Origin of the sequence: Streptomyces sp. NPDC002232, assembly GCF_042890295.1 — a bacterium.
In the GTDB taxonomy this organism is placed as follows: Bacteria; Actinomycetota; Actinomycetes; order Streptomycetales; family Streptomycetaceae; genus Streptomyces.
The window spans coordinates 442,917-465,390 of the sequence record NZ_JBIARV010000006.1 but is presented as its reverse complement, the minus strand read 5'-3'; the positions used below and the strand labels follow the sequence as shown (position 1 = coordinate 465,390).

Here is a 22,474-nt window from a genome sequence, read left to right as displayed (position 1 = left end):
GTCCCGCACCATGACCGGCCGGGTGGAGCGGTGTCCGGTTCCGGGTGGGGAGGGTCCGCGGCGCGGGCGGCGGCGTGTGGTCTGCGACACGCCTTTCGTCCCGGTGGGACCCCGGCCCGCGGCCGGGCGGAGCGTGCGCCCACAGGCTGCTACCGCCCGAAGCGCTGGGTGGCCGTCAGGGGGCTCTGGAGCCCCTATCCGGATATGGGGAGTCGTCTCGCGCCCGCCGAGGGCGGCACATGCGCATTCAGGTACCGGCAAACCCCCATGAGTGTCAGTGGTACCGGTAGACTGGGAGACAATCCCGCCACCCTGCGGAACATGTCGAACGACGCAGCCGCTCCGGTATGCCCGGAGAACGGCCTGTGCTGTGCCAGAAAGGGCGCTTCGTGGCCGATTCCGGCGACCCCAACGAGAACTCCCAGTACACCGCCAGCAACATCCAGGTCCTCGAAGGCCTGGATGCCGTGCGCAAGCGCCCTGGCATGTACATCGGCTCGACCGGCGAGCGCGGTCTGCACCACATGGTGCAGGAGGTCGTCGACAACTCGGTCGACGAAGCCCTGGCCGGCCATGCCGACACCATCGACGTGACGATCCTGGCCGACGGCGCCGTCCGCGTCGTCGACAACGGCCGAGGCATCCCGGTGGGCATCGTGGCCTCCGAGGGCAAGCCGGCCGTCGAGGTCGTCCTGACCGTGCTGCACGCGGGCGGCAAGTTCGGCGGCGGCGGCTACGCCGTCTCCGGCGGTCTGCACGGTGTCGGCGTGTCCGTCGTCAACGCCCTGTCCACCAAGGTCTCCGTCGAGATCAGGACGGACGGCCACCGCTGGACGCAGGACTACAAGATGGGCGCCCCGACCGCCCCGCTCGCCCAGCACGAGGCGACCGACGAGACGGGCACCTCGGTCACCTTCTGGGCCGACCCGGACATCTTCGAGACCACCGAGTACTCCTTCGAGACGCTCTCGCGGCGCTTCCAGGAGATGGCCTTCCTCAACAAGGGCCTGACGATCACGCTCACCGACGAGCGCGAGTCCGCGAAGGCGACCGTCGGAGCCGACGACCCGGACGTCGAGGCGGCCGCCGCGCCGACCGCGCGCACGGTCAGGTACCACTACGAGGGCGGCATCGTCGACTTCGTGAAGTACCTCAACTCGCGCAAGGGCGAGCTGATCCACCCCACGGTGATCGACCTGGAGGCGGAGGACAAGGAGAAGTCCCTGTCCCTCGAGGTCGCGATGCAGTGGAACAGCGGCTACAGCGAGGGCGTCTACTCCTTCGCCAACATCATCCACACCCACGAGGGCGGCACGCACGAGGAGGGCTTCCGTGCGGCGCTGACCTCGCTCATCAACAAGTACGCGCGCGACAAGAAGCTGCTCCGCGAGAAGGACGACAACCTCACGGGCGACGACATCCGCGAGGGTCTGACGGCGATCATCTCGGTCAAGCTGAGCGAGCCGCAGTTCGAGGGCCAGACCAAGACCAAGCTGGGCAACACGGAGGTCAAGACCTTCGTCCAGCGCGCGGTCTACGAGCACCTCAATGACTGGCTGGACCGCAACCCGATCGAGGCCGCGGACATCATCCGCAAGTCGATCCAGGCCGCCACCGCGCGCGTGGCCGCGCGCAAGGCGCGCGACCTGACCCGGCGCAAGGGCCTCCTGGAGTCGGCGTCGCTGCCGGGCAAGCTCTCCGACTGCCAGTCGAACGACCCGTCCAAGTGCGAGATCTTCATCGTCGAGGGCGACTCCGCCGGCGGCTCGGCCAAGTCCGGCCGCAACCCGATGTACCAGGCCATCCTGCCGATCCGAGGCAAGATCCTGAACGTCGAGAAGGCCCGGATCGACAAGATCCTCCAGAACACCGAGGTCCAGGCGCTCATCTCGGCCTTCGGCACCGGTGTGCACGAGGACTTCGACATCGAGAAGCTCCGCTATCACAAGATCATCCTGATGGCGGACGCCGACGTCGACGGCCAGCACATCAACACGCTGCTGCTGACCTTCCTCTTCCGCTTCATGCGGCCGCTGGTCGAGGCCGGCCACGTCTACCTCTCCCGCCCGCCGCTCTACAAGATCAAGTGGGGCCGGGACGACTTCGAGTACGCCTACTCGGACCGGGAGCGGGACGCGCTCGTCGAGCTGGGCAAGCAGAACGGCAAGCGGATCAAGGAAGACTCGATCCAGCGCTTCAAGGGTCTCGGCGAGATGAACGCCGAGGAGCTGCGCGTCACCACCATGGACGTCGAGCACCGTGTGCTCGGCCAGGTCACCCTGGACGACGCGGCCCAGGCCGACGACCTGTTCTCGGTGCTGATGGGCGAGGACGTCGAGGCACGTCGCTCCTTCATCCAGCGCAACGCCAAGGACGTTCGCTTCCTCGACATCTGAGTCGGTCTCAGCTGACCGTACGAAAGGACTGACGACCAGCAATGGCCGACGAAACCACCCCGACCGGGACCACCGAAGAAGAGCCCGTGCTGCGGATCGAGCCCGTCGGGCTCGAGACCGAGATGCAGCGCTCGTACCTCGACTACGCGATGTCCGTCATCGTGTCCCGCGCCCTGCCCGACGTACGGGACGGTCTGAAGCCCGTGCACCGTCGCGTGCTGTACGCGATGTACGACGGCGGCTACCGGCCCGAGAAGGGCTTCTACAAGTGCGCCCGCGTCGTCGGTGACGTCATGGGTACGTACCACCCGCACGGCGACTCCTCGATCTACGACGCGCTCGTCCGCCTCGCCCAGCCCTGGTCGATGCGCATGCCGCTCGTCGACTCCAACGGCAACTTCGGCTCCCCGGGCAACGACCCGGCCGCCGCGATGCGTTACACCGAGTGCAAGCTCATGACGCTGTCGATGGAGATGCTCCGGGACATCGACGAGGAGACCGTCGACTTCCAGGACAACTACGACGGCCGCAACCAGGAGCCGACGGTCCTGCCGTCCCGCTTCCCGAACCTGCTGATCAACGGCAGCGCCGGCATCGCCGTCGGCATGGCCACCAACATCCCGCCGCACAACCTCCGCGAGGTCGCGGCCGGCGCGCAGTGGGCGCTGGAGCACCCCGACGCCAGCCACGAGGAACTCCTCGACGCGCTGATCGAGCGGATCAAGGGCCCGGACTTCCCCACCGGCGCGCTCGTCGTCGGCCGCAAGGGCATCGAGGAGGCGTACCGCACCGGCCGTGGCTCGATCACGATGCGCGCGGTCGTCGAGGTCGAGGAGATCCACAACCGCCAGTGCCTGGTGGTCACGGAGCTGCCCTACCAGACCAACCCGGACAACCTCGCGCAGAAGATCGCCGACCTGGTGAAGGACGGCAAGATCGGCGGCATCGCCGACGTCCGCGACGAGACCTCGTCCCGGACCGGCCAGCGCCTGGTCATCGTGCTCAAGCGCGACGCCGTCGCCAAGGTCGTCCTGAACAACCTGTACAAGCACACCGACCTCCAGACGAACTTCGGCGCGAACATGCTGGCGCTCGTCGACGGCGTGCCGCGCACCCTCTCGCTCGACGCGTTCATCCGCCACTGGGTGACGCACCAGATCGAGGTCATCGTCCGCCGGACGAAGTTCCGGCTGCGCAAGGCCGAGGAGCGCGCCCACATCCTGCGCGGCCTCCTCAAGGCCCTCGACGCGATCGACGAGGTCATCGCGCTCATCCGGCGCAGCGACACCGTCGAGGTGGCCCGCACGGGCCTGATGGGCCTGCTGGAGATCGACGAGATCCAGGCCAACGCGATCCTGGAGATGCAGCTCCGCCGGCTCGCCGCCCTGGAGCGCCAGAAGATCGTCGCCGAGCACGACGAGCTCCAGGCGAAGATCAACGAGTACAACGCGATCCTGGCCTCCCCGGAGCGCCAGCGGGCGATCGTCAGCGAGGAGCTGTCCGCGCTGGTCGAGCGCTTCGGCGACGACCGCCGCTCCAAGCTCGTGCCCTTCGACGGCGACATGTCCATCGAGGACCTGATCGCCGAGGAGGACATCGTCGTCACCATCACGCGTGGCGGCTACGTGAAGCGGACGAAGACCGAGGACTACCGCTCGCAGAAGCGCGGCGGCAAGGGCGTGCGCGGCACGAAGCTCAAGCAGGACGACATCGTCGACCACTTCTTCGTCTCCACGACCCACCACTGGCTGCTCTTCTTCACCAACAAGGGCCGGGTCTACCGGGCCAAGGCGTACGAGCTGCCGGACGCCGGCCGGGACGCCCGCGGCCAGCACGTGGCCAACCTGCTGGCCTTCCAGCCGGACGAGCAGATCGCCCAGATCCTGGCGATCCGCGACTACGACGCCGCGCCCTACCTGGTGCTCGCCACCAAGGCCGGTCTGGTGAAGAAGACCTCCCTGAAGGACTACGACTCGCCGCGGTCCGGCGGTGTCATCGCGATCAACCTCCGGGAGCGCGAGGACGGCAGCGACGACGAGCTGATCGGCGCCGAGCTGGTCTCCTCCGAGGACGATCTGCTGCTCGTCTCCCGGAAGGCGCAGTCGATCCGCTTCACCGCGACGGACGACGCGCTGCGTCCGATGGGACGCGCCACCTCGGGTGTCAAGGGGATGAGTTTCCGCGCGGACGACGAGCTGCTCTCGATGAATGTCGTCCGGCCCGGTACGTTCGTCTTCACCGCGACCGACGGCGGGTACGCGAAGCGCACCCCCGTCGACGAGTACCGCGTCCAGGGCCGTGGCGGCCTCGGCATCAAGGCCGCCAAGATCGTGGAGGACCGCGGCTCGCTCGTGGGCGCGCTGGTGGTCGAGGGGACCGACGAGATCCTCGCCATCACGCTGTCCGGCGGTGTGATTCGTACGCGAGTCAACGAAGTCAGGGAGACCGGCCGTGACACCATGGGCGTCCAGCTGATCAACCTGGGCAAGCGCGATGCCGTCGTCGGCATCGCACGGAACGCCGAGGCGGGCGGCGAGGACGAATTCGTCGACGGTGCCGACGACGCCGAGGGCGTGGTCGAGCCGGTCGAGGCCGAGGCAGTCGAGGGCACGGAGCCCTCGGCCGGGGAGCACGAGGAGTAAGAGCGTGAGTGGAGCCACGGGCGCCGGATCGGCGGCTGCCGGAGCTTCTGCTGGTGCTGGAGCGAACGGCGCCCGTGGCTCCGCCACGGACTCCCAGGGGGTTGCGGTGACGGACACTCGGGGGCAGCAGCCCTCGTACGAGACCTACAACGGGCCACTGCCCGGCGAGCGCGCTGGTGCGCAGCCGGGCGGGCCCTACCACCCGCCGCAGGCGTACGGCACGCCTGCGGGCGGTACGGCGGGCGGGCAGACCGGGGCCGTGCGCCGGCCCCGGACCGGGGCGCGCACGACGCCCAGGACGCGCAAGGCGCGGCTGCGGGTGGCCAAGGCCGATCCGTGGTCGGTGATGAAGGTGAGCTTCCTGCTCTCCATCGCGCTGGGCATCTGCACGGTCGTGGCCGCGGCGGTGCTGTGGATGGTCATGGACGCCATGGGCGTCTTCTCGACGGTCGGCGGCACGATCAGCGAGGCCACGGGCTCGAACGAGTCCAACGGCTTCGACCTTCAGTCGTTCCTGTCGCTGCCGAGGGTGCTGATGTTCACCTCGGTGATCGCCGTGATCGACGTGGTCCTGATGACGGCGCTCGCGACGCTGGGCGCCTTCATCTACAACCTGTCGGCCGGTTTCGTGGGCGGGGTCGAGCTGACGCTGGCCGAGGACGAGTGACGGGCGCGGGGGCCGGGTAGGAACCGATTTTGGGACTGGCCCCCACGTGCGCTAATGTTCAGGAGTCAGCGCGGCGGGGAGACACCGCAGAGCGCGGCGGGGCTATAGCTCAGTTGGTTAGAGCGCATCCCTGATAAGGATGAGGCCACAGGTTCAAATCCTGTTAGCCCCACAGTTCAGATCGACCCGGATGGATACTCCATCCGGGTCGATCTGTTTGTGTGAGGTTTGAAGCTCGTACAGGTCACCGATCGGTATCGGTCGATGTGTAGAGTGGGCGTCAGAAGTCTCCTACGTCAACGAAAGACGAGGTCGCGCGGTGAAGAAGCTTCTCCTGGTCGCACTGGCCGCCATCGGCGGGCTCCTCGTGTACCGCCAGATCCAGGCGGATCGCGCCGAGCAGGACCTGTGGACGGAGGCGACCGACTCCGTGCCCGCAGGTTCCGGTGTCTGAGAGACACACACTCTGTGGGTGAGGCCCCGGCCGCGTGAGCGGACCGGGGCTTCACTGTTTCTCGCGGCTCTGCTCGGCGCTTCCAGCGTCTCTGCTCGTGGCTCTTCCGGCGGCTTTTCTGGCGGCCGGGGGTGCCGCCCCCGGATTACCTCCGGCGCGCCGTAGTCGGGCTCTCGTCCCTTGCGCGAGCAAAGCGACCTGATTCCGAACAGGAGACCGGTGCGCCGGACACCGGCGGTGCGGGCGGGGCAGGATGGACCGGCGTCGGGCCGGCGCGGTGGACGGCCGGCACCGATCGCCCCCGGCGGGCGCGGCGCGGGGCGGGAACGGACGGGAGAAGCACGTGAGCACGCAGGCCGTGAAGCGGACCGGAATCGTCCGGACGGCGCGAGCCCTCATCGCCGCGGCGGCCGCCGCGGGCGCGGTGACGGCACTGCCCGCCCAGGCCGGGGCGGCCGAGGGGACCGGCGGGACGCCCGCACCGGCGTACGCCTTCGACGCGGCGGCCCGGCGGATCCAGGGGGCCGCCTCCAGCCTCGACGCGAAGCCCCTCACGACCGGCCGGACGTACCGCGACACGCTCCGGAAGAACGGCAAGGTCTACTACCGGGTCGACCTCGACGCGCGGCGGAACTCGTACGTCTCGGTGGTCGCCGTCCCCAAGCCGGGCGGCAAGGTCGCGTACGGCGACGGGTTCAAGGTCAGCGTCCAGGACAACTCCGGGACCGACTGCGGCTCCCAGGACGTCGACTTCGGGGCCGGTCAGTACGCCAGGCCGCTCGCCGCCTACGCCCGCCGGACCGTCGACCCCGACGCCTACAGCTGTCAGAAGCCGGGCGCCTACTACGTGCTCGTCGAGCGCGAGTCCGCGGCCGACTCCACCCCGGACGACTGGGAGCTGGAGCTCCGGTACGTGACCGAGCCCCTCCTGAAGCAGCCGGGCCCCACGGCGCTCCCCGAGGCCTGGGCCTCGGGCGTGCCCGCGCCGCCGGCCGGCGGCCCGCGGAAGCGGCAGGGCGGCGCCGGATTCCACGAGGCCGTGTCGCTGCGCGAGGGCGAGTGGCGGGCCGACATCCGGCCCGGGCAGACGCTGTTCTACCGGGTGCCGGTGGACTGGGGGCAGCAGCTCTTCGCCGGTGCCGAACTGGGCAGCGGCACCGAGGGCGACTCGGTGAGCAACGCGCTCACCCTCTCGCTCGACAATCCGGCCCTCGGGTTCGTCGACATGAACACGGTCAGGTACGACGGGAAGCCCGCGTCGCTGGCGCTCGATCCGCTGCGGCCGGTGGCCCACGAGAACCGCACCTCGTACGAGGAGGCCACCAACGGCATGCGGTTCGCCGGCTGGTACTACCTGTCGGCGACGCTGAGCCCGGAGGTCGCCGCCGCCTACGGGGACAAGCCGGTGCCGCTGACGCTCCGGGTCAACGTCGAGGGCGCCCCGAAGCCGGCGCCCCCGTACGACGGGGACCCCGGGCCGTTCGCGGTGACGGCGGACGACCGGGAGGCCGCGGCGAGCGGCGCGGCGGCGGCGACGGAGCCGTCGAACGGCGCGATGAAGGCCGTCGCGGCGGCCGGGATCGGCACCGGGACCGTCCTGCTCCTCGGCCTCGGGGCGTGGACCCTGCTGGCCAGGCGGCGGGCCTGAGTCAGATCCGCGTCAGGGCCCAGAAACCCACCGCGAACGACACCAGCGCGAGCAGGAGCACCGGGACCGCCACCTTCGGGGGCGGTCCCGGCCGTCGTACGGGGGCGGGGGCCGGGGCGACGGGGGTCGTGTAGGGCTGGGCGGGGAGGTGCGGGTAGGGCGCCGCGTACGGCGTAGTGGGCGTGGCGGGCGTGGCGGCGTATGGCGTCGCGGGGGTGGGTGCGTACGCCGGCGAGGGGGCCGGGCGCGTGACCGGGGGCGGCAGGTGGAAGCTGCCCGTCTCGGAGGGCCCGGGGAGCGGCGCGGGGGCTCCTGGCGCGTGTGCGGGCTGCTGGGCGGCGGGGCGGTGGGGCTCGTGGGGCTGGTACGGCCGCTGTGGCGGCTGTACGGGCCGCGCCGGGGGCTCTGCGGGCCGTACGGGCCCTTCGGGCCGGGCGGTGGGCTCGGCGGGTTCCCTGGCCTCGGTGGGGGCTGTGGGGGCTGGGACGGGTGCGGGGACTGTGGGTCCGGTGGGTCCGGTAGGTCCGGTGGGTCCGGTGGGTCCGGTGGGGTCGGTGGGTCCGGTAGGGCCAGTAGGGCCAGTGGGTCCGCTGGGGGCCTTCGGGCCTTCGGGGCCGAAGCCGGCCGGGAGGGGGCCCAGGCGGTCGGGGATCTCGACGGGGCCCTCGTCGGCCCGCGCGTCGGGCAGCACCTCGACGGCGGCGCCCAGCGCCTTGCGCGCCCCCGTGGCCGTACGGAAGCGGGCCTGCGGATCGGGCTGGAGCAGGCCGGCCAGCACCTGCCACAAGGGCTCGGGGACGCCCTCCGGGGCTCCCGGGGTGCCGCGCGCCAGGAAGTGCTCGATCAGCGCCCGGGAGTCCGGCTTGCGGCCCTGGAGCAGATGGAGGGCGACCAGGCCGACGGCGAAGAGGTCGGCGGTGAAGTCCGGCTCGGCGCCGAGGAGCTGCTCGGGCGCGAAGTAACCGGGCGTCCCCACCACGTAGTTGGTCTCGGTGAGGCGGGGTTCACCCTTGCGCATGGAGATGCCGAAGTCGGACAGCCGCAGGTGCGGGCGCCCGGAACCGGTCACCTCCATGAGGATGTTGGCGGGCTTGATGTCCCGGTGCACGACCCCCTCGGCGTGCACCGCGGCCAGGCCCGACAGCAGCTGGTCCAGGAGGACGCAGACGAACCGGGGCGGGAGCGGGCCCCGGTCCCCGATGACATGGGCCAGCGAGCCGCCGGCGACCAGGTCCATGGTGAAGAGGACCTTGTCGTCGTCGGCGGCCCAGCTGGCCGGGGCGAGGACGTGCGGATGATCGATCCGCAGCGCCTGCTCCCGGACGAAGCGGAGCAGGGTGTGGGCGTCGCTCTGCAACAGGACCTTGGCCGCCACGTAACGGCGGCGCCGGTGGTCCCAGGCGCGCCACACGGCCCCGGCCCCGCCGCGCCCGATCGGGTCGACCAGCTCGTACCGACCAGCGAAGACCTCACCCATCGTGCTGCGCCCGCTCCCCGTGTGCGTCGTCTCCCGCGGTGCCGGCCGGCTGCCGGCCCGGGGTCAGTTCTGGTGCGACTCGTAGTGGGCGACCGCGTCGGCGGTGCGCCCGGCGCCGTACACCCGGAGGAACTCTGCCAGCTCCGGATGGGCCGGGGCGAGCGAGTCGGCGGCGTCGATGATGTCGCCGGCGGCGGCCACGGAACGCAGCAGCGACTGGATCTCGCGGACCACCCGGCGGACGGTCGGCCCACCGGAACCGGCGGTGGGCTGGCCCGTGCCGGTGAGGACGGAGCCGCCCTGCGACTTCTTGACCTCGTCCATCCGGTCGGTGGCCTCGGCGGCGCTGACGCTGCCGTCGGCGACCTGGACAGCGAGCTCCTGGAGGGCCTGGACGCGCTGGACGACGGCCGGATTGCCGATCTTGGCCCGCTGGCCGCTCATCAGCTGCGACAGCATGGGCGCGGAGAGCCCGAGCACGGCCGCCAGCCGGGCCTGGTTCAGCCCGAGATCGTCGATCAGGCGGCGGAAGAGCGCCCCCAGCGGCTCTCCGTACCAACTGCGCTGAAGCTCTCTGGCTCTTGCCGTGGCTTCCTGCTGCGCTGCGTCCATCACTTCTCCCCATCCCTTAGGTTCGCCACTGCGAACCTCGCTCAGCATCTTACGGAGCGTGCTCGCGGACCGGGAGTCCCAATCCTTTTGCCGGACATGGGGGGTGACCCGGTACGCTGTCCTCGTTCCGGGGCCTTAGCTCAGTTGGTAGAGCGCTGTCTTTGCATGGCAGATGTCAGGGGTTCGACTCCCCTAGGCTCCACGCTTCATCGCCCCCTTGACCTGCGTCACAGCGGTCAAGGGGGCGTTTTCGTGCCGCCGGCGCGGCCTGTGGTCGCTGCGTGAGCGACGCGGTCGGCGAGATGCCGTCGCCCGGGTGGGGCACCTGTGTGGATCACTCCGAAGGATTCTCCGGCGGTCTCCCGATTTCTTCCTTCGGGGGTGGGGGAGGGTGTGCCGCCATCGCCGCGCCCGGCCGTCGAGCCCGTCAGGTGATCGTTCGGCCCCTCGGGCGGGTGGGACAGAGAGGGTGCGCCCGGGGCGGGTGTGCCGCCGTCCCTGCCTCGCGTCGACCGCGTTCGGGATTTGCGCAAAGGGCTCTCGGGGTGGCGGTGAGGCTTGTGCCACGGTGCATGGAGCCCCTGCGCTTTTCGACCGCAACATCTGACGCCCAGTGATATGTGACACAAACCGGAAGTTGTGTCGGAGCTGTGAGCAACCTATGCGCCGGTCGGCGGTCTGACGGTGTCGGGGGAAAGCAGGGTGAACCCCTTCGGTCAGGGATCTGTACGTATGTGGGGGGATCTTCCCGGTGCTGACTCAACTCCAGCCGGCGCGTCGCGCGCGGCGCCTCAGGCGTCTTGAGACGAGCGACGTTCCGAGTCCCGGGACGAGGCGTCCACCCCGGCTGCACGCGCTCGACGGGATCAGGCTCCTGGCGGCGCTCATGGTGGTCGCGTACCACTACACGGCGCGCGGCGGCGGCTGGCCGACGCCGGTCCGGGAGATCTTCCCCGAGATCTTCCCCCTGACGGCGTACGGCTATCTCGGAGTCCAGCTCTTCTTCCTCATCAGCGGCTTCGTCGTCTGCATGAGCGCGTGGAACCGCCCCGCCAAGGCCTTCTTCGTCTCACGCGTGGTCCGGCTCTACCCGGCGTACTGGTTCGGGGTGGTCGCGACCACCGTCACCGTCATGGTCATCCCCGGCGGCCGCCGCCACCTTCCGTGGAACGACCTCCTGACCAACATGACGATGCTCCAGCAGGCCTTCTGGATCCCGCACGTCGACAGCGTCTACTGGACCCTCTTCACGGAGCTCCGCTTCTACCTGCTCTTCACCCTGGTCGCCTGGTGGGGCCTGACGTACAAGAGGGTCCTGCTCTTCTGCTGCGTCTGGGGCGCCGCCACGCTGGTCGTCGCCAAGGCGCCGCCCGGACCGCTGCGGATGCTGCTGATACCCGAGTACAGCTGGTTCTTCATCGCCGGAATGGCGTTCTACCTGATGTACCGGTTCCGCCCGAACCTCATGCTCTTCGGCATCGTCGGCCTCTGCTTCTGTGCCTCCCTCGCGCCCACCATCAACGAGTTCAAGCACCTCACGCCCTTCCTCGGGCGGCGTGCCGCGTGGCCCGTGATCGTGCTGCTCGCGGCGTTCTTCGGGGTCATGGCGCTCATCGCCACGGGCCGGCTCTCCCGCGTCCAGTGGCGGTGGCTGCCGGTGCTCGGCGCGCTGACGTACCCGCTGTACCTGCTCCACCAGGTCATCGGCTGGGAGCTGATCGGCTACCTCGCGCCGCGCGAGCTGGTCTCCCCGTGGGCGCTCGTCGGCCTGCTGGTGCTCGGGATGCTGCTGCTGTCGTACCTGGTCAACAAGCTGGTGGAGCAGCCTCTGAGCGCCTATCTCAAGCGAGGGCTCGCACAGCTCTGACGCCGGTTTGCACCCGGACGGGTGGTGTTCATCGGAAGAACTGCGCGGCGGCGGCGGTGCTGCGTGGAAATCGGGCGCGCATCCACATCATGAGGAAAGTACGTAAAGCGCGCAAACCGAAATGCACCATCCGAGAACGTCACGAAAGTGAGGGGCCATGGCCACCGCCAAGGTCAAGCAGTTCTGGACCGCCTTCATCTCCGTCCTCTTCGCCCTCTTCGCCTCCGTCGGCCTGGCGACCACCGCCGCCGCGGCCGGGCAGCCCGCCGTCCAGCAGCCCGAGGAGCCGGCCGCGCCCGCCGCCGACCGCGCCGTCCCGACGGCGGAGCGGGCCCTCGCCTCCGTACCCGCACAGCGGGCCCACCGGTGGCCGCTCGCCGGGGACCGTGCCCTGCCGCCTACGATCAAGCAGCGCATCGCCGCCGAGGCCCACGGTTCCTCGCCCTCCTCGCGCCAGCGCGCGTCGGCGACCGCGGGCGTCGAGGGCGACCCGGTCGCGCTGACGGAGCAGGCGCTCGCCGCCGCCGCGTAGGAAGAGGGGAGACGACGCATGCTCCCCCCACTCCACGCGCGGGGCCGGTGGAACCCGACGGCATGCCCGTACGACCCGGCAGGACCGGATCGGACCGAGCAGGACCGGGCAGGACCGAGCAGCAAGCCGGCAGGACCCCGGAGAATCCAGGCAGGACCCCGCCAGGACGTCAGCGAGACCTGAGGACGACCCGACAGGATCCCGACAGGACGTCGGCAGGACGTCAGCAGGATCCGAGTACGGCCCGGCAGGAACCGGCAGGAACCGGCAGGACCCTGGCAGAGGAACCCCGCCAGGACCCGAGTAGCACTCAGCGAGAACCCGGCAAGAACCCGGCAAGAACCCGGTAGGACCCCAGCAGGACCCCAGCAGGACCCCAGCAGGACCCCGGTAGGACCCCGGTAGGACCTCGGCAGAGGGCGGTCGGTCAGCGGCGTTCGTCGCGTTCGGCGGCTTCTGCGGCGGCCGCGGCATCCGCCTCGGTCTCCACCTCCTTGTCGTGGGACACCCCACTGTCGTCGACGGACGACAGCGAGGAACCCTCGCCCACCTCGGTGGGAGCCGGAGGTTCGACCAGCCAGTCGGGATTGGACTGCTTGTCCCACCACTTCCAGGCGGCGAAGGCGCCGCCCGCCAGCAGCCCGAGGACGACGAGTCCCTTGGCGAGACGTCCGGCCCTGGCCCGACGCTCATGCTGCTTCACGATCTTGTGGATGTCCTCCGGTGTCACCTGTCCGCGCAGCGCGGCCCAGGCGGCAGTGGAACGCGACCCGGCCTCCTCGAGGACCGGAGTGGTCGCGGCGACCGCGCTCTCGACGCGCGGAACGGTGTAGTCGGCCGCCTGACGGGCGGCCTTGCGGGTCTTGACCGCCGCGGTGTGCGCGGCCGCGTCGACCCGCGGTGGTACATGCGGTGCGACGTACGAGTCGTACTGCGTACGAGCCTGCGCGCGGGCCTGAAGCGCGGCCTTCGAAACCTTCGGCGCGACCCACGTCCGCGCCTCGTGCGCGTAGTGCGTGGCCTGGTCCTTGGCCGTCTCCGCGTACGGCGCCACCACTTCCGCGGCGTGCAGGACGCTCTCCTTGGCCGAACCTGTCGCGGAGCGCACGCTGTCCATGCGGGTCACGGGATTCCTCCTCCTCGGCGGCGATCTCGGTTTTTCGCTTTTCCATCCTTTTCAAAATCATGCCCGCCGGAGCGGGGTCCGGCATGTGGGGCTGGCATACGGGGCATGCGAGGATCGGACACGCCAGAGACAGACGTGACATGACGCGGCACGACGCGTCTCGACGTGGGACGGAAGGCGACCGTGGCCGAGCAGCTGTACGCGACCCTCAGGACGAGCCTGGGCGACATCGAGGTGCGGCTGATGCCGTTCCACGCGCCGAAGACGGTCCGGAACTTCGTCGAACTCGCCTCCGGCGAGCGTGAGTGGACGCACCCCGCCACCGGCACGGTCTCCTCGGACCCGCTCTACGACGGAACGGTCTTCCACCGGGTCATCAAGGGCTTCATGATCCAGGGCGGCGACCCGCTGGGGAACGGCACGGGCGGACCCGGGTACGAGTTCGCCGACGAGTTCCACCCGGAGCTCTTCTTCGACCGCCCCTACCTGCTCGCCATGGCCAACGCAGGCCCGGGCACCAACGGCTCGCAGTTCTTCGTCACCGTCGGCCCCGCGACCTGGCTGAACCGCAAGCACACCATCTTCGGCGAGGTCGTCGACAAGGAGAGCCGGAAGGTCGTGGACGCGATCGCGACCACCACCACCGACCCCCGCACCGAGCGCCCGGTCCAGGACGTCGTCATCGAGTCCGTGGTGATCGAGAAGCGCTGAGACGGAAGGGACGGGGAGTCCGACCATGGACACGCAGCCCGGTCTGCTGCGCTGCTACCGCCACCCGGAGGCCGAGACCGGCATCCGCTGCGTACGCTGCGAGCGCCCCATCTGCACGCAGTGCATGATCTCCGCCTCCGTCGGCTTCCAGTGCCCCGAGTGCGTCCGGGGCGGCTCGGGGACGGGGCACGCCGCCGACGCCAACCGGCCCCGGACGCTCGCCGGCGGCACGGTGGCGGAGGACGGGCGTCTCGTCACCAAGATCCTCATGGCGATCAACCTGGCGCTGTTCATCGCCGTCCAGGTGGTCGGGGACCGGCTCGTCGACGACCTCGCGCTGATCGGCGGCGCGTACCTGCCGAGCGGGGAGCTCGTCGGGGTCTCGGACGGCCAGTGGTACCGCCTGCTGACCTCCGCCTTCCTCCATCAGGAGGTCCCGCACTTCCTCTTCAACATGCTGGGCCTGTGGATGATCGGCGGGATCGTCGAGCCGGAGCTGGGGCGGATCCGGTACACCGCGCTCTGTCTGCTCTCCGGGCTCTCCGGCTCCGCGCTCGCCTATCTGCTCTCCCCGCAGAACCAGTTCTCGCTCGGCGCCTCCGGCGTCGTCTACGGCCTGATCGGCGCCTGGATCGTGCTGGCCCGGCGCATGCGGCAGGACATGCGGCCCGCGCTTCTGTTCGTAGCGCTGAACCTGCTCATCACGTTCACCCGTCCGGGGATCTCCTGGCAGGCGCACGTCGGCGGTCTGGTCGCCGGCGTCCTGCTGACGTACGCGATGGTGCACGCGCCCCGGGCCCGCCGGGACCTCGTGCAGTACGGGGCCTGCGCCCTGGTGCTGCTGATCGACCTGGGGATCGTGCTCGCCCGCTCGGCCGCGCTCACCTGAGCAGAGCGGGCTGTGGAAGAGCTCTCCTGTGAGCTTTCCCCAGAGTTATCCACAGTGCGTGGCGGATCCTGTCCCCTGTGTGGGGAAAAACCTCGCCCCTCGCCTCTGACCTGGTGTTTTTCCAGGGAGGCGAGGGGCGTCGGGTTTACCGCCGAGGGTGATTCCGGTCATACCGGCGTCAACCCCGTGCGAGTTATCCACAGATCTTCGTAAGTTATCCAGTGCTGTGCACAACGCTGTGGATAAGCTCGGGGGAGAGCTTGACGAGGGGCCGCCGTGACCGCTATCGCGACCGCTGCCGCGACCGCGCGGACGACCCGGTCGCCGCTACTTCCACTGCGTGGAGACGCCGAAACCGGCCGCGATGAAACCGAAGCCCACCACGATGTTCATGTTCCCGATCGACTTGACCGGCATCGAACCGTCGGTGACGTAGAAGACCACGATCCACACCAGTCCGATGGCGAACAGGGCCAGCATCACCGGAGCCACCCAGCTGCGGTTGGTCAGCTTGATGTTGGTGGCCTGCTTGGCGGGCGGAGGCGTGAAGTCGGCCTTCTTGCGGATCCGTGACTTCGGCACGAGGGACTCTCCTGTCGATGCGCTGCGTGACCGCGCAGGGAACTGTGGCTGGCGCCGGGATGTGACGAAGGAGGACGACTGCGTCCCCCAGGCGTCCGTTAGCGTAGTGCTTCCGAGGCACCGAAGGGGATCAGGGTACGTTGAGCAATTCCGCCGACACTCCCGGAACGCCGGGCCGCACCACGAGGTGGCGCCCCGTCCGCGTGCTCACCCTTGCCGTTTTCGCCCTCGCCGGACTGATCTTCGTCACCAGTTTCAACACCGCCAAGGGCACCAACCTCCGCACGGACGCCTCGCTCCTCAGGCTCTCCGACCTCATCGAGGAACGCAGCCACAAGAACGCCGGTCTGGACGAGTCCGCCGCCGCCCTGCGCGGCCAGGTCGACTCCCTCGCCGCCCGGGACGACGGCTCCACGCGCGCGGAGGACGAGAAGCTCGACGCGCTGGAGGCAGCCGCCGGCACCACCGAGGTCGCGGGCTCCGGCCTCACCGTCACCCTCGACGACGCCCCGCCGAACGCGCAGGCCGCCCCCGGCTACCCGGAGCCGCAGGCCAACGACCTGGTCATCCACCAGCAGGACCTCCAGGCCGTGGTCAACGCCCTCTGGCAGGGCGGCGCCCAGGGCATCCGGGTCATGGACCAGCGGCTCATCTCCACCAGCGCCGTGCGCTGCGTCGGCAACACCCTGATCCTCCAGGGCCGCGTCTACTCCCCGCCGTACAAGATCACCGCCGTCGGTGACCGGTCCCGGCTGAACAGGGCCCTGGCCGACTCCCCCGCGCTCCAGAACTACCAGCTGTACGTGAAGGCGTACGGGCTCGGCTGGAAAGTCGACGAGCACAGGGCGGTGACTCTTCCCGGGTACTCGGGCACAGTGGACCTCCACTACGCGAAGCCGGTGAGCTGACCGATACGCCAAGCCGGTGAGCCTGAGGGCTACGCGGAGCCGGTGAGCCTGACGGCTGCGCGGAGCCGGTGAGCTGACAGCGGGAGGGCCGCTTGCGTCTCGTCGTCCGGACCCTCAGCGAGCTGTGCATCACCGCCGGCGCCCTGGTCGTCCTCTTCGTGGCCTACCTCCTGTACTGGACCGGCGTCCAGGCCGACAGCGCGAGCGCCGCCCAGATCGACACCCTCCAGCGCGCGTGGACCGACACACCCGTCACCGACCCGCCCCTCACCGCCGCACCGGACCCCGCCACCGCGCCGGACCCCGGCCCCGCGCGCGTACGCGCGCCGTACGTCCCCGGCAAGGGCATCGCCGTGATGTACGTCCCCCGGCTCGGCCGCGACTGGAAGTGGCCCGTCCTCGAAGGCACCGGGCCCGGCGTCCTCAAGCAGGGGCTCGGCCACTACGCCCGCACCGCCGCCCTCGGCGACACCGGCAACTTCGCCGTCGCCGGCCACCGCCGCACCCACGGCGACCCGTTCAAGGACTTCCCGCGACTGCGGCCCGGCGACCCGATCGTCCTCACCGACGGCACCACCTGGTTCACGTACCGCGTCGACCGAGGCCCCTATCGGACCGTCCCCGGCGACACCGCCGTCGTCGACCCCGTCCCCCGGAAGTCCGGCTTCGACGGGCCGGGCCGCTACCTCACCCTCACCACCTGCGACCCCGAGTGGGGCAGCAGCCACCGGCTGATCGTCTGGGCGCACCTCGACGCCACCCGCCCGGTGACCGACGGCCGTCCACAGGCTTTGGACAGCTGACCCCCGAGGGTCCCCTCGCCCCGTACTCTGGTCCCCGTAACGAACGGAAGGGGCGGTCGACGTCATGTACGGCTGGATCTGGCGGCATCTGCCGGGCAACGCGTGGGTACGGGCGCTGCTCTCGATCGTGCTGGTCCTCGCGGTCGTCTATGTCCTCTTCCAGTACGTGTTCCCCTGGGCGGAGCCTCTGCTTCCGTTCAACGATGTGACGGTGGACGGCCAGTGAGCGCGCGAATTCTCGTCGTCGACAACTACGACAGCTTCGTCTTCAACCTCGTTCAGTACCTGTACCAGCTCGGCGCGGAGTGCGAAGTCCGCCGCAACGACGAGGTCGAGCTGAGCCACGCCCAGGACGGCTTCGACGGCGTCCTGCTGTCCCCCGGTCCCGGCGCGCCCGAGCAGGCCGGCGTCTGCGTCGACATGGTCCGGCGCTGCGCCGACACCGGCGTGCCCGTCTTCGGCGTCTGCCTCGGCATGCAGTCGATGGCCGTGGCGTACGGCGGCGTCGTCGACCGCGCGCCCGAGCTGCTGCACGGGAAGACCTCGCTCGTCACGCACGAGGGCCAGGGCGTCTTCGCCGGTCTGCCCTCGCCGTTCACCGCGACCCGCTACCACTCGCTGGCCGCCGAGCCCGCCGCCCTGCCGGCCGAGCTGGAGGTCACCGCGCGCACCGAGGACGGCATCATCATGGGGCTGCGCCACCGTGATCTGGCCGTCGAGGGCGTGCAGTTCCACCCCGAGTCGGTGCTCACCGAGCACGGACACCTGATGCTGGCCAACTGGCTGGAGCAGTGCGGCGACAAGGGGGCGGTCGACCGATCGGCGGGCCTCGCTCCGGTGGTGGGCAAGGCCGTCGCGTGACGGCGGGCTCGCCGTGGTTCCGGCCGACCAACGGCCCCGAGCCCGAGCCGATACCCGGGGACCCGTACGCACCCGCGGAGCCGTACCCGCCGGCGGAACCGTACGCACCCGCCGATCCGTACGCGCCCGCCGAGTCCTACGCGCCGACCGAGCCCTATCCGGGGGCCGAACCCCACGGGGCCGGTGCCCCCTACGCACCAGCGGAGCCGTACCCGGGCGCCGAACCGTACGCGCGGCCCGACACCGCGTACCTGCCCGCCCAGCCCTACGCGCGGCCGTCCGAGCCGTACGCGGCCCCCGAGTCGTACGCGCCGTCCGAGCCCTACGCGGCCCCCGAGCCGTACGCGTACGAGCAGCCGCCCGCGTCCCCCCGGGCCACCCCTCAGGAGAGCCCCTACGAGCCCCCGTACGGGGCGTACGAGGCGGAGGAGGCCCAGCGGGACCAGAGGGGCGAGACGATGCCGCTGCGGGCCCTGGAGGACGCCCCGGAGCCGCCCGCCGAGCCGACGACCGCGGGCCCGGGCCGCGCCGAGCGCCGCCGCGCCGCCAAGGGCGGCCGCGGCAGGAACCGGGGCGGCGCTTCCGCGCGTACCGGAAGCCCCGCCGGGTCCGCCGCGGCCGAAGGGCGGCCCCTGTCCCGCGTCGAGGCCCGTCGCGCGGCCCGCGCCGCCAAGGAGAGCGTCGGCGTCGTCGCCAGTCGTGCCGTGGGTGAACTCTTCATCACCTTCGGCGTCGTCATGCTGCTGTTCGTCACCTACCAGTTGTGGTGGACGAACGTCCTGGCCGGTCAGGAGACCGACAAGGCCAAGGCCCAGATCGAGGACACCTGGGCCCACGCCGACGACGGCGGCAAACCCGAAGCCTTCGAACCCGGCAAGGGCTTCGCCATCATGTACATCCCCAAACTCGACGTCGTCGTCCCCATCGCCGAAGGCATCAGCAAGAGCAAGGTCCTCGACAAGGGCATGGTCGGCCACTACGGCGAAGGCACCCTGAAGACCGCCATGCCCGCCGACAAGGAAGGCAACTTCGCGGTCGCCGGCCACCGCAACACCCACGGCGAACCCTTCCGCTACATCAACCAGCTCAAGCCCGGCGACCCGATCGTCGTCGAGACCAAAAGCGCCTACTACACCTACGAGATGGCGAGCATCCTGCCGCAGACCTCGCCGTCCAACATCTCCGTCATCGACCCCGTACCCAAGCAGTCCGGCTTCAGGGGACCCGGCCGGTACATCACACTCACCACCTGCACCCCCGAGTTCACCAGCACCTACCGCATGATCGTGTGGGGCAAGCTCGTCGAGGAACGCCCGCGCAGCAAGGGAAAGCCGCAAGCGCTCGTAGGCTGAGACCCGACACCTCCTTTGACGGGACGACGGGACGACCAAGTGGCACGCGCGCGCAACCGGATCGCCGGGATCATCAGCCTCTTCGGCGAACTCCTCATCACCGCGGGCCTGGTGCTCGGTCTCTTCGTCGTCTACTCGCTGTGGTGGACGAACGTCCTCGCCGACCGCGCCGCCGACAAGGACGGCGCCCAGGTCCGCGACCGGTGGGCCGACCAGGGCCCCGGCGCACTCGACACCAAGGACGGCATCGGCTTCCTCCACGTCCCCGCCATGAAGAACGGCGAGGTCCTCGTGAAGAAGGGCACCGGCACGGACGTCCTCAACCACGGCGTCGCCGGCTACTACACCGACCCGGTCAAGTCCGCGCTCCCGCAGGACAAGCAGGGAAACTTCACGCTCGCCGCGCACCGTGACGGGCACGGGGCCAAGTTCCACAACATCCACAAGCTGAAGACCGGCGACGCGATCGTCTTCGAGACCAAGGACACCTGGTACGTCTACAAGGTCTACAAGACGCTGCCGGAGACCACGAAGTACAACGTGGACGTCCTCCAGCCCGTCCCGACGGAATCCGGCAGGACCAAGCCCGGCCGGTACATCACGCTGACCACCTGCACCCCCATGTACACCTCGGACTACCGCTACATCGTCTGGGGCGAACTGGCCCGCACGGAGAAGGTCGACCGCGACCGCACCCCTCCGGCGGAACTGCGCTGAGCCTCAAGAAAGCGCCCCGGACACGGGAGAGCCCCGGCATCCGTTCTGGATGCCGGGGCTCTCCCGTCGTACGTGCCGGTGCGGGCGGGCGTCAGTCGAAGAAGCCGCCGCCACCGCCGGGGTTGCCGTTGTTGTTGTCCCCGCCGCCACCGCCGCCCATCGTGAAGACGGTCACGGTCTCACCGGTGTTGATCATCGAGCCCGCTCCCGGGTTCGAGCTGATCACCGTGGCGTCCTCCTTGTCGGAGCCCGCCTGCGCCACCTGGAGGCCGAGGCCCTCCAGCTGCGCCTTGACGTCCTTGTACTTCTTGCCCGCGATGTCGACCGGGATCTGGACCTGGGTCTGCTGCGGGCCCTTAGAGACCTTCAGCACGACCTGGACGTCCTTCGGCTGGTTCGACGGGCCCTGCGGGGTCTGGTCGACGACCGTGCCCGCGGGCTCGTTCGAGTCGACGTCCTCCTTGGACACGTTCGTGAAGCCGATCGCGTTCAGCTGCTGGACCGCCTGGTCGTAGGTCCGGCCCTTGAAGCTGGGAAGCTCGGACAGCTGCTTCTTCGCGACCGTGATCGTGATGCCGGAGTTCTGCTCCGCCTTCGTGCCGCCGGCCGGGTTCTGGCGCAGGACCGTGCCGGGGTCCTCCTCGGACTCCTCCTGCGTGACCTTCACCTTGAAGCCCTTGGCCTTGAGGCTCTCCTCGGCGCGCTCCTGGGACTGCTCCACGACGTCCGGGACCTCGATGAGCGGGGCGCCCTCGGAGACGTACACCTGGACCGTGCCGTCGGCGTCCATCTTCGCGTTGCCGTCCGCGACCGGGTCCTGGCGGCAGATGCTGTCCTTGGGCTGGTCGCACCGCTCGGTGCCCGCCTGCTGGATCTTCACCTGGGCGTTCTTCGCCAGGTCCTGCGCCCCCTGCATGGTCTGGCCGACCAGCTGAGGAACGCCGACCTTCTGCGGGCCGTCCTTCTTGTCGAAGAGCGAGACACCGATGAAGATCGCGCCGACGAGCACCAGGATGCCCGCGAGGACCAGCAGGATCGTCGAGGTGTTCGACTTCTTCTGGCCACCGCCGCGACGGCGGTCCGGGCGGTCGTCGTAGCCGTAGCCGCCGTCGTCACCGTTCACCGGAGGCATCATCGACGTCTGGCCGGCCGGGTCGGCCTGGCGCAGCGCCGTCGTCGGCTGGTCCTCCGGCTGATAGCCGTAGCCCCCGCCGTACGCGGGCGCGCCCGCCATGCCCATCCCCATGCCCATCGCGGCGGCGGCCGCGACCGGCTGACCGTCGAGGCAGGCCTCGATGTCCGCGCGCATCTCGTCGGCGGACTGGTAGCGGTAGTCGGGGTCCTTGACCAGCGCCTTCAGGACGATGGCGTCCATCTCGGGCGTGATCTCGGCGTCGAAGTTGCTCGGCGGCTGCGGCTCCTCGCGGACGTGCTGGTACGCGACCGCGACCGGGGAGTCACCGATGAACGGGGGACGGACGGTGAGCAGCTCGTAGAGCAGGCAGCCCGTGGAGTACAGGTCGGAGCGGGCGTCGACCTGCTCGCCCTTGGCCTGCTCCGGGGAGAGGTACTGGGCCGTGCCGATCACCGCGGCGGTCTGCGTCATGGTCATGCCCGCGTCGCCCATGGCGCGCGCGATGCCGAAGTCCATGACCTTGACCTGGCCGGTGCGCGTCAGCATCACGTTCGCCGGCTTGATGTCGCGGTGCACGATGCCGGCGCGGTGCGAGTACTCCAGCGCCTGGAGGATGCCGACCGTCATTTCGAGGGTGCGTTCGGGCAGCAGCTTGCGCCCGGAGTGCAACAGCTCACGCAGGGTCGAACCGTCGACGTACTCCATCACGATGTACGGGATGGAGACCTGGTCGACGTAGTCCTCGCCGGTGTCGTAGACCGCGACGATCGCCGGATGGTTCAGCGAGGCGGCGGACTGTGCCTCACGGCGGAACCGGGCCTGGAAGGACGGATCACGGGCCAGATCGGCCCGCAGCGTCTTCACGGCGACGGTGCGGCCGAGCCGGGTGTCCTGGGCGAGGTACACCTCGGCCATGCCACCACGGCCGAGCACCGGGCCCAGCTCGTACCGGCCGCCGAGGCGACGCGGCTCTTCCATAGCTAATCCAGCCCTCTCCGTCTGTCCCGACCGCACCCATGGGTGGTCCGGCGGTGTGTGCTGTTCGCGCATACGCTACCGGCCCCGGGAAGGCGATCCGCCCGGGGCCGGTAGCTG

At 70.1% G+C, this 22,474-nt stretch carries 20 protein-coding genes and 2 tRNA genes; 17 read left to right on the top strand and 5 right to left on the bottom strand.

The features are described from left to right. Positions 1-365 precede the first annotated feature (365 nt). The 6 genes from gyrB to ACFYXU_RS30345 all read left to right on the top strand — a co-directional run bounded on the left by gyrB (position 366) and on the right by ACFYXU_RS30345 (position 7,807). Positions 366-2,396, top strand: coding sequence for a DNA topoisomerase (ATP-hydrolyzing) subunit B (gene gyrB, locus ACFYXU_RS30370; RefSeq protein WP_329855957.1), 2,031 nt, complete (start codon positions 366-368; stop codon positions 2,394-2,396). Between the two features lie 41 nt (positions 2,397-2,437). Beyond that, the gene (gene gyrA, locus ACFYXU_RS30365) at positions 2,438-5,038 is read left to right on the top strand and encodes a DNA gyrase subunit A (protein ID WP_361406202.1); all 2,601 of its coding nucleotides are present in this window, start codon (positions 2,438-2,440) and stop codon (positions 5,036-5,038) included. A 4-nt stretch (positions 5,039-5,042) separates the two neighbouring features. Next, positions 5,043-5,705, top strand: a complete 663-nt coding sequence (locus ACFYXU_RS30360) for a DUF3566 domain-containing protein (protein WP_376516719.1) — start codon at positions 5,043-5,045, stop codon at positions 5,703-5,705. A 98-nt stretch (positions 5,706-5,803) separates the two neighbouring features. Next, positions 5,804-5,877 (top strand) — tRNA-Ile (locus ACFYXU_RS30355). A gap of 147 nt (positions 5,878-6,024) precedes the next feature. After that, positions 6,025-6,159 carry a DLW-39 family protein gene (locus ACFYXU_RS30350; protein ID WP_003958712.1) on the top strand — a complete coding sequence of 45 codons (135 nt, stop codon included), beginning with the start codon at positions 6,025-6,027 and terminating at the stop codon, positions 6,157-6,159. Between the two features lie 343 nt (positions 6,160-6,502). Next, complete coding sequence (locus tag ACFYXU_RS30345) at positions 6,503-7,807, top strand: hypothetical protein (protein ID WP_389460900.1); 1,305 nt, start codon at positions 6,503-6,505, stop codon at positions 7,805-7,807. A gap of 1 nt (position 7,808) precedes the next feature. On the opposite strand, the gene ACFYXU_RS30340 is transcribed toward ACFYXU_RS30345, so the two are convergent. After that, the gene (locus ACFYXU_RS30340) at positions 7,809-9,284 is read right to left on the bottom strand and encodes a serine/threonine-protein kinase (protein ID WP_389460898.1); all 1,476 of its coding nucleotides are present in this window, start codon (positions 9,282-9,284) and stop codon (positions 7,809-7,811) included. 63 nt (positions 9,285-9,347) lie between these two features. Continuing rightward, positions 9,348-9,896, bottom strand: a complete 549-nt coding sequence (locus tag ACFYXU_RS30335; RefSeq protein ID WP_329855948.1) for a DNA-binding protein — start codon at positions 9,894-9,896, stop codon at positions 9,348-9,350. Positions 9,897-10,025: 129 nt separating this feature from the next. Between ACFYXU_RS30335 and ACFYXU_RS30330 the strand changes: the two genes are divergently transcribed. The 3 genes from ACFYXU_RS30330 (at position 10,026) to ACFYXU_RS30320 (ending at position 12,295) form a co-directional block, all read left to right on the top strand. Further along, positions 10,026-10,098 (top strand) — tRNA-Ala (locus ACFYXU_RS30330). Positions 10,099-10,647: 549 nt separating this feature from the next. Further along, positions 10,648-11,763 (top strand): acyltransferase family protein, encoded by a 1,116-nt coding sequence (locus tag ACFYXU_RS30325; protein WP_376508527.1) that lies wholly within the window; start codon positions 10,648-10,650, stop codon positions 11,761-11,763. 157 nt (positions 11,764-11,920) lie between these two features. Beyond that, positions 11,921-12,295 carry a DUF6344 domain-containing protein gene (locus ACFYXU_RS30320; protein WP_389460896.1) on the top strand — a complete coding sequence of 125 codons (375 nt, stop codon included), beginning with the start codon at positions 11,921-11,923 and terminating at the stop codon, positions 12,293-12,295. Between the two features lie 427 nt (positions 12,296-12,722). Here the strand turns inward: ACFYXU_RS30320 and ACFYXU_RS30315 are convergent, their stop codons facing one another. Then, complete coding sequence (locus tag ACFYXU_RS30315; protein ID WP_389460894.1) at positions 12,723-13,421, bottom strand: DUF5324 family protein; 699 nt, start codon at positions 13,419-13,421, stop codon at positions 12,723-12,725. 183 nt (positions 13,422-13,604) lie between these two features. Here ACFYXU_RS30315 and ACFYXU_RS30310 point away from each other — a divergent pair, with 183 nt between their 5' ends. Together ACFYXU_RS30310 and ACFYXU_RS30305 are read left to right on the top strand one after the other, a co-directional pair. Further along, positions 13,605-14,132, top strand: coding sequence for a peptidylprolyl isomerase (locus tag ACFYXU_RS30310; protein WP_329855941.1), 528 nt, complete (start codon positions 13,605-13,607; stop codon positions 14,130-14,132). A 25-nt stretch (positions 14,133-14,157) separates the two neighbouring features. Continuing rightward, positions 14,158-15,021 (top strand): rhomboid family intramembrane serine protease, encoded by an 864-nt coding sequence (locus ACFYXU_RS30305; protein WP_389460892.1) that lies wholly within the window; start codon positions 14,158-14,160, stop codon positions 15,019-15,021. A 327-nt stretch (positions 15,022-15,348) separates the two neighbouring features. Here the strand turns inward: ACFYXU_RS30305 and crgA are convergent, their stop codons facing one another. Then, positions 15,349-15,603, bottom strand: coding sequence for a cell division protein CrgA (gene crgA / locus ACFYXU_RS30300; RefSeq protein ID WP_329855938.1), 255 nt, complete (start codon positions 15,601-15,603; stop codon positions 15,349-15,351). Between the two features lie 140 nt (positions 15,604-15,743). Here crgA and ACFYXU_RS30295 point away from each other — a divergent pair, with 140 nt between their 5' ends. The 6 genes from ACFYXU_RS30295 (at position 15,744) to ACFYXU_RS30270 (ending at position 20,244) form a co-directional block, all read left to right on the top strand. After that, positions 15,744-16,511, top strand: coding sequence for a DUF881 domain-containing protein (locus ACFYXU_RS30295; RefSeq protein WP_376508521.1), 768 nt, complete (start codon positions 15,744-15,746; stop codon positions 16,509-16,511). Positions 16,512-16,603: 92 nt separating this feature from the next. Continuing rightward, a complete protein-coding gene (locus ACFYXU_RS30290) occupies positions 16,604-17,314 on the top strand; it encodes a class E sortase (protein WP_389460890.1) in 711 nt (236 codons plus the stop codon). Positions 17,315-17,378: 64 nt separating this feature from the next. After that, positions 17,379-17,540, top strand: coding sequence for a hypothetical protein (locus tag ACFYXU_RS30285; protein ID WP_017240377.1), 162 nt, complete (start codon positions 17,379-17,381; stop codon positions 17,538-17,540). Beyond that, on the top strand, positions 17,537-18,175 hold the full coding sequence (locus ACFYXU_RS30280; protein WP_389460888.1) for an aminodeoxychorismate/anthranilate synthase component II: 639 nt from the start codon (positions 17,537-17,539) through the stop codon (positions 18,173-18,175). The genes ACFYXU_RS30285 and ACFYXU_RS30280 overlap by 4 nt, the downstream gene beginning before the upstream one ends. Continuing rightward, a complete protein-coding gene (locus tag ACFYXU_RS30275) occupies positions 18,172-19,527 on the top strand; it encodes a class E sortase (protein WP_389460886.1) in 1,356 nt (451 codons plus the stop codon). Before ACFYXU_RS30280 ends, ACFYXU_RS30275 begins: the two co-directional genes overlap by 4 nt. Positions 19,528-19,566: 39 nt before the next feature. Next, positions 19,567-20,244 (top strand): class E sortase, encoded by a 678-nt coding sequence (locus ACFYXU_RS30270; RefSeq protein ID WP_329855040.1) that lies wholly within the window; start codon positions 19,567-19,569, stop codon positions 20,242-20,244. A 91-nt stretch (positions 20,245-20,335) separates the two neighbouring features. Here ACFYXU_RS30270 and pknB read toward each other — a convergent pair whose 3' ends face one another. After that, positions 20,336-22,357, bottom strand: a complete 2,022-nt coding sequence (pknB, locus tag ACFYXU_RS30265; RefSeq protein ID WP_384563025.1) for a Stk1 family PASTA domain-containing Ser/Thr kinase — start codon at positions 22,355-22,357, stop codon at positions 20,336-20,338. Between the last annotated feature and the right edge of the window lie 117 nt (positions 22,358-22,474).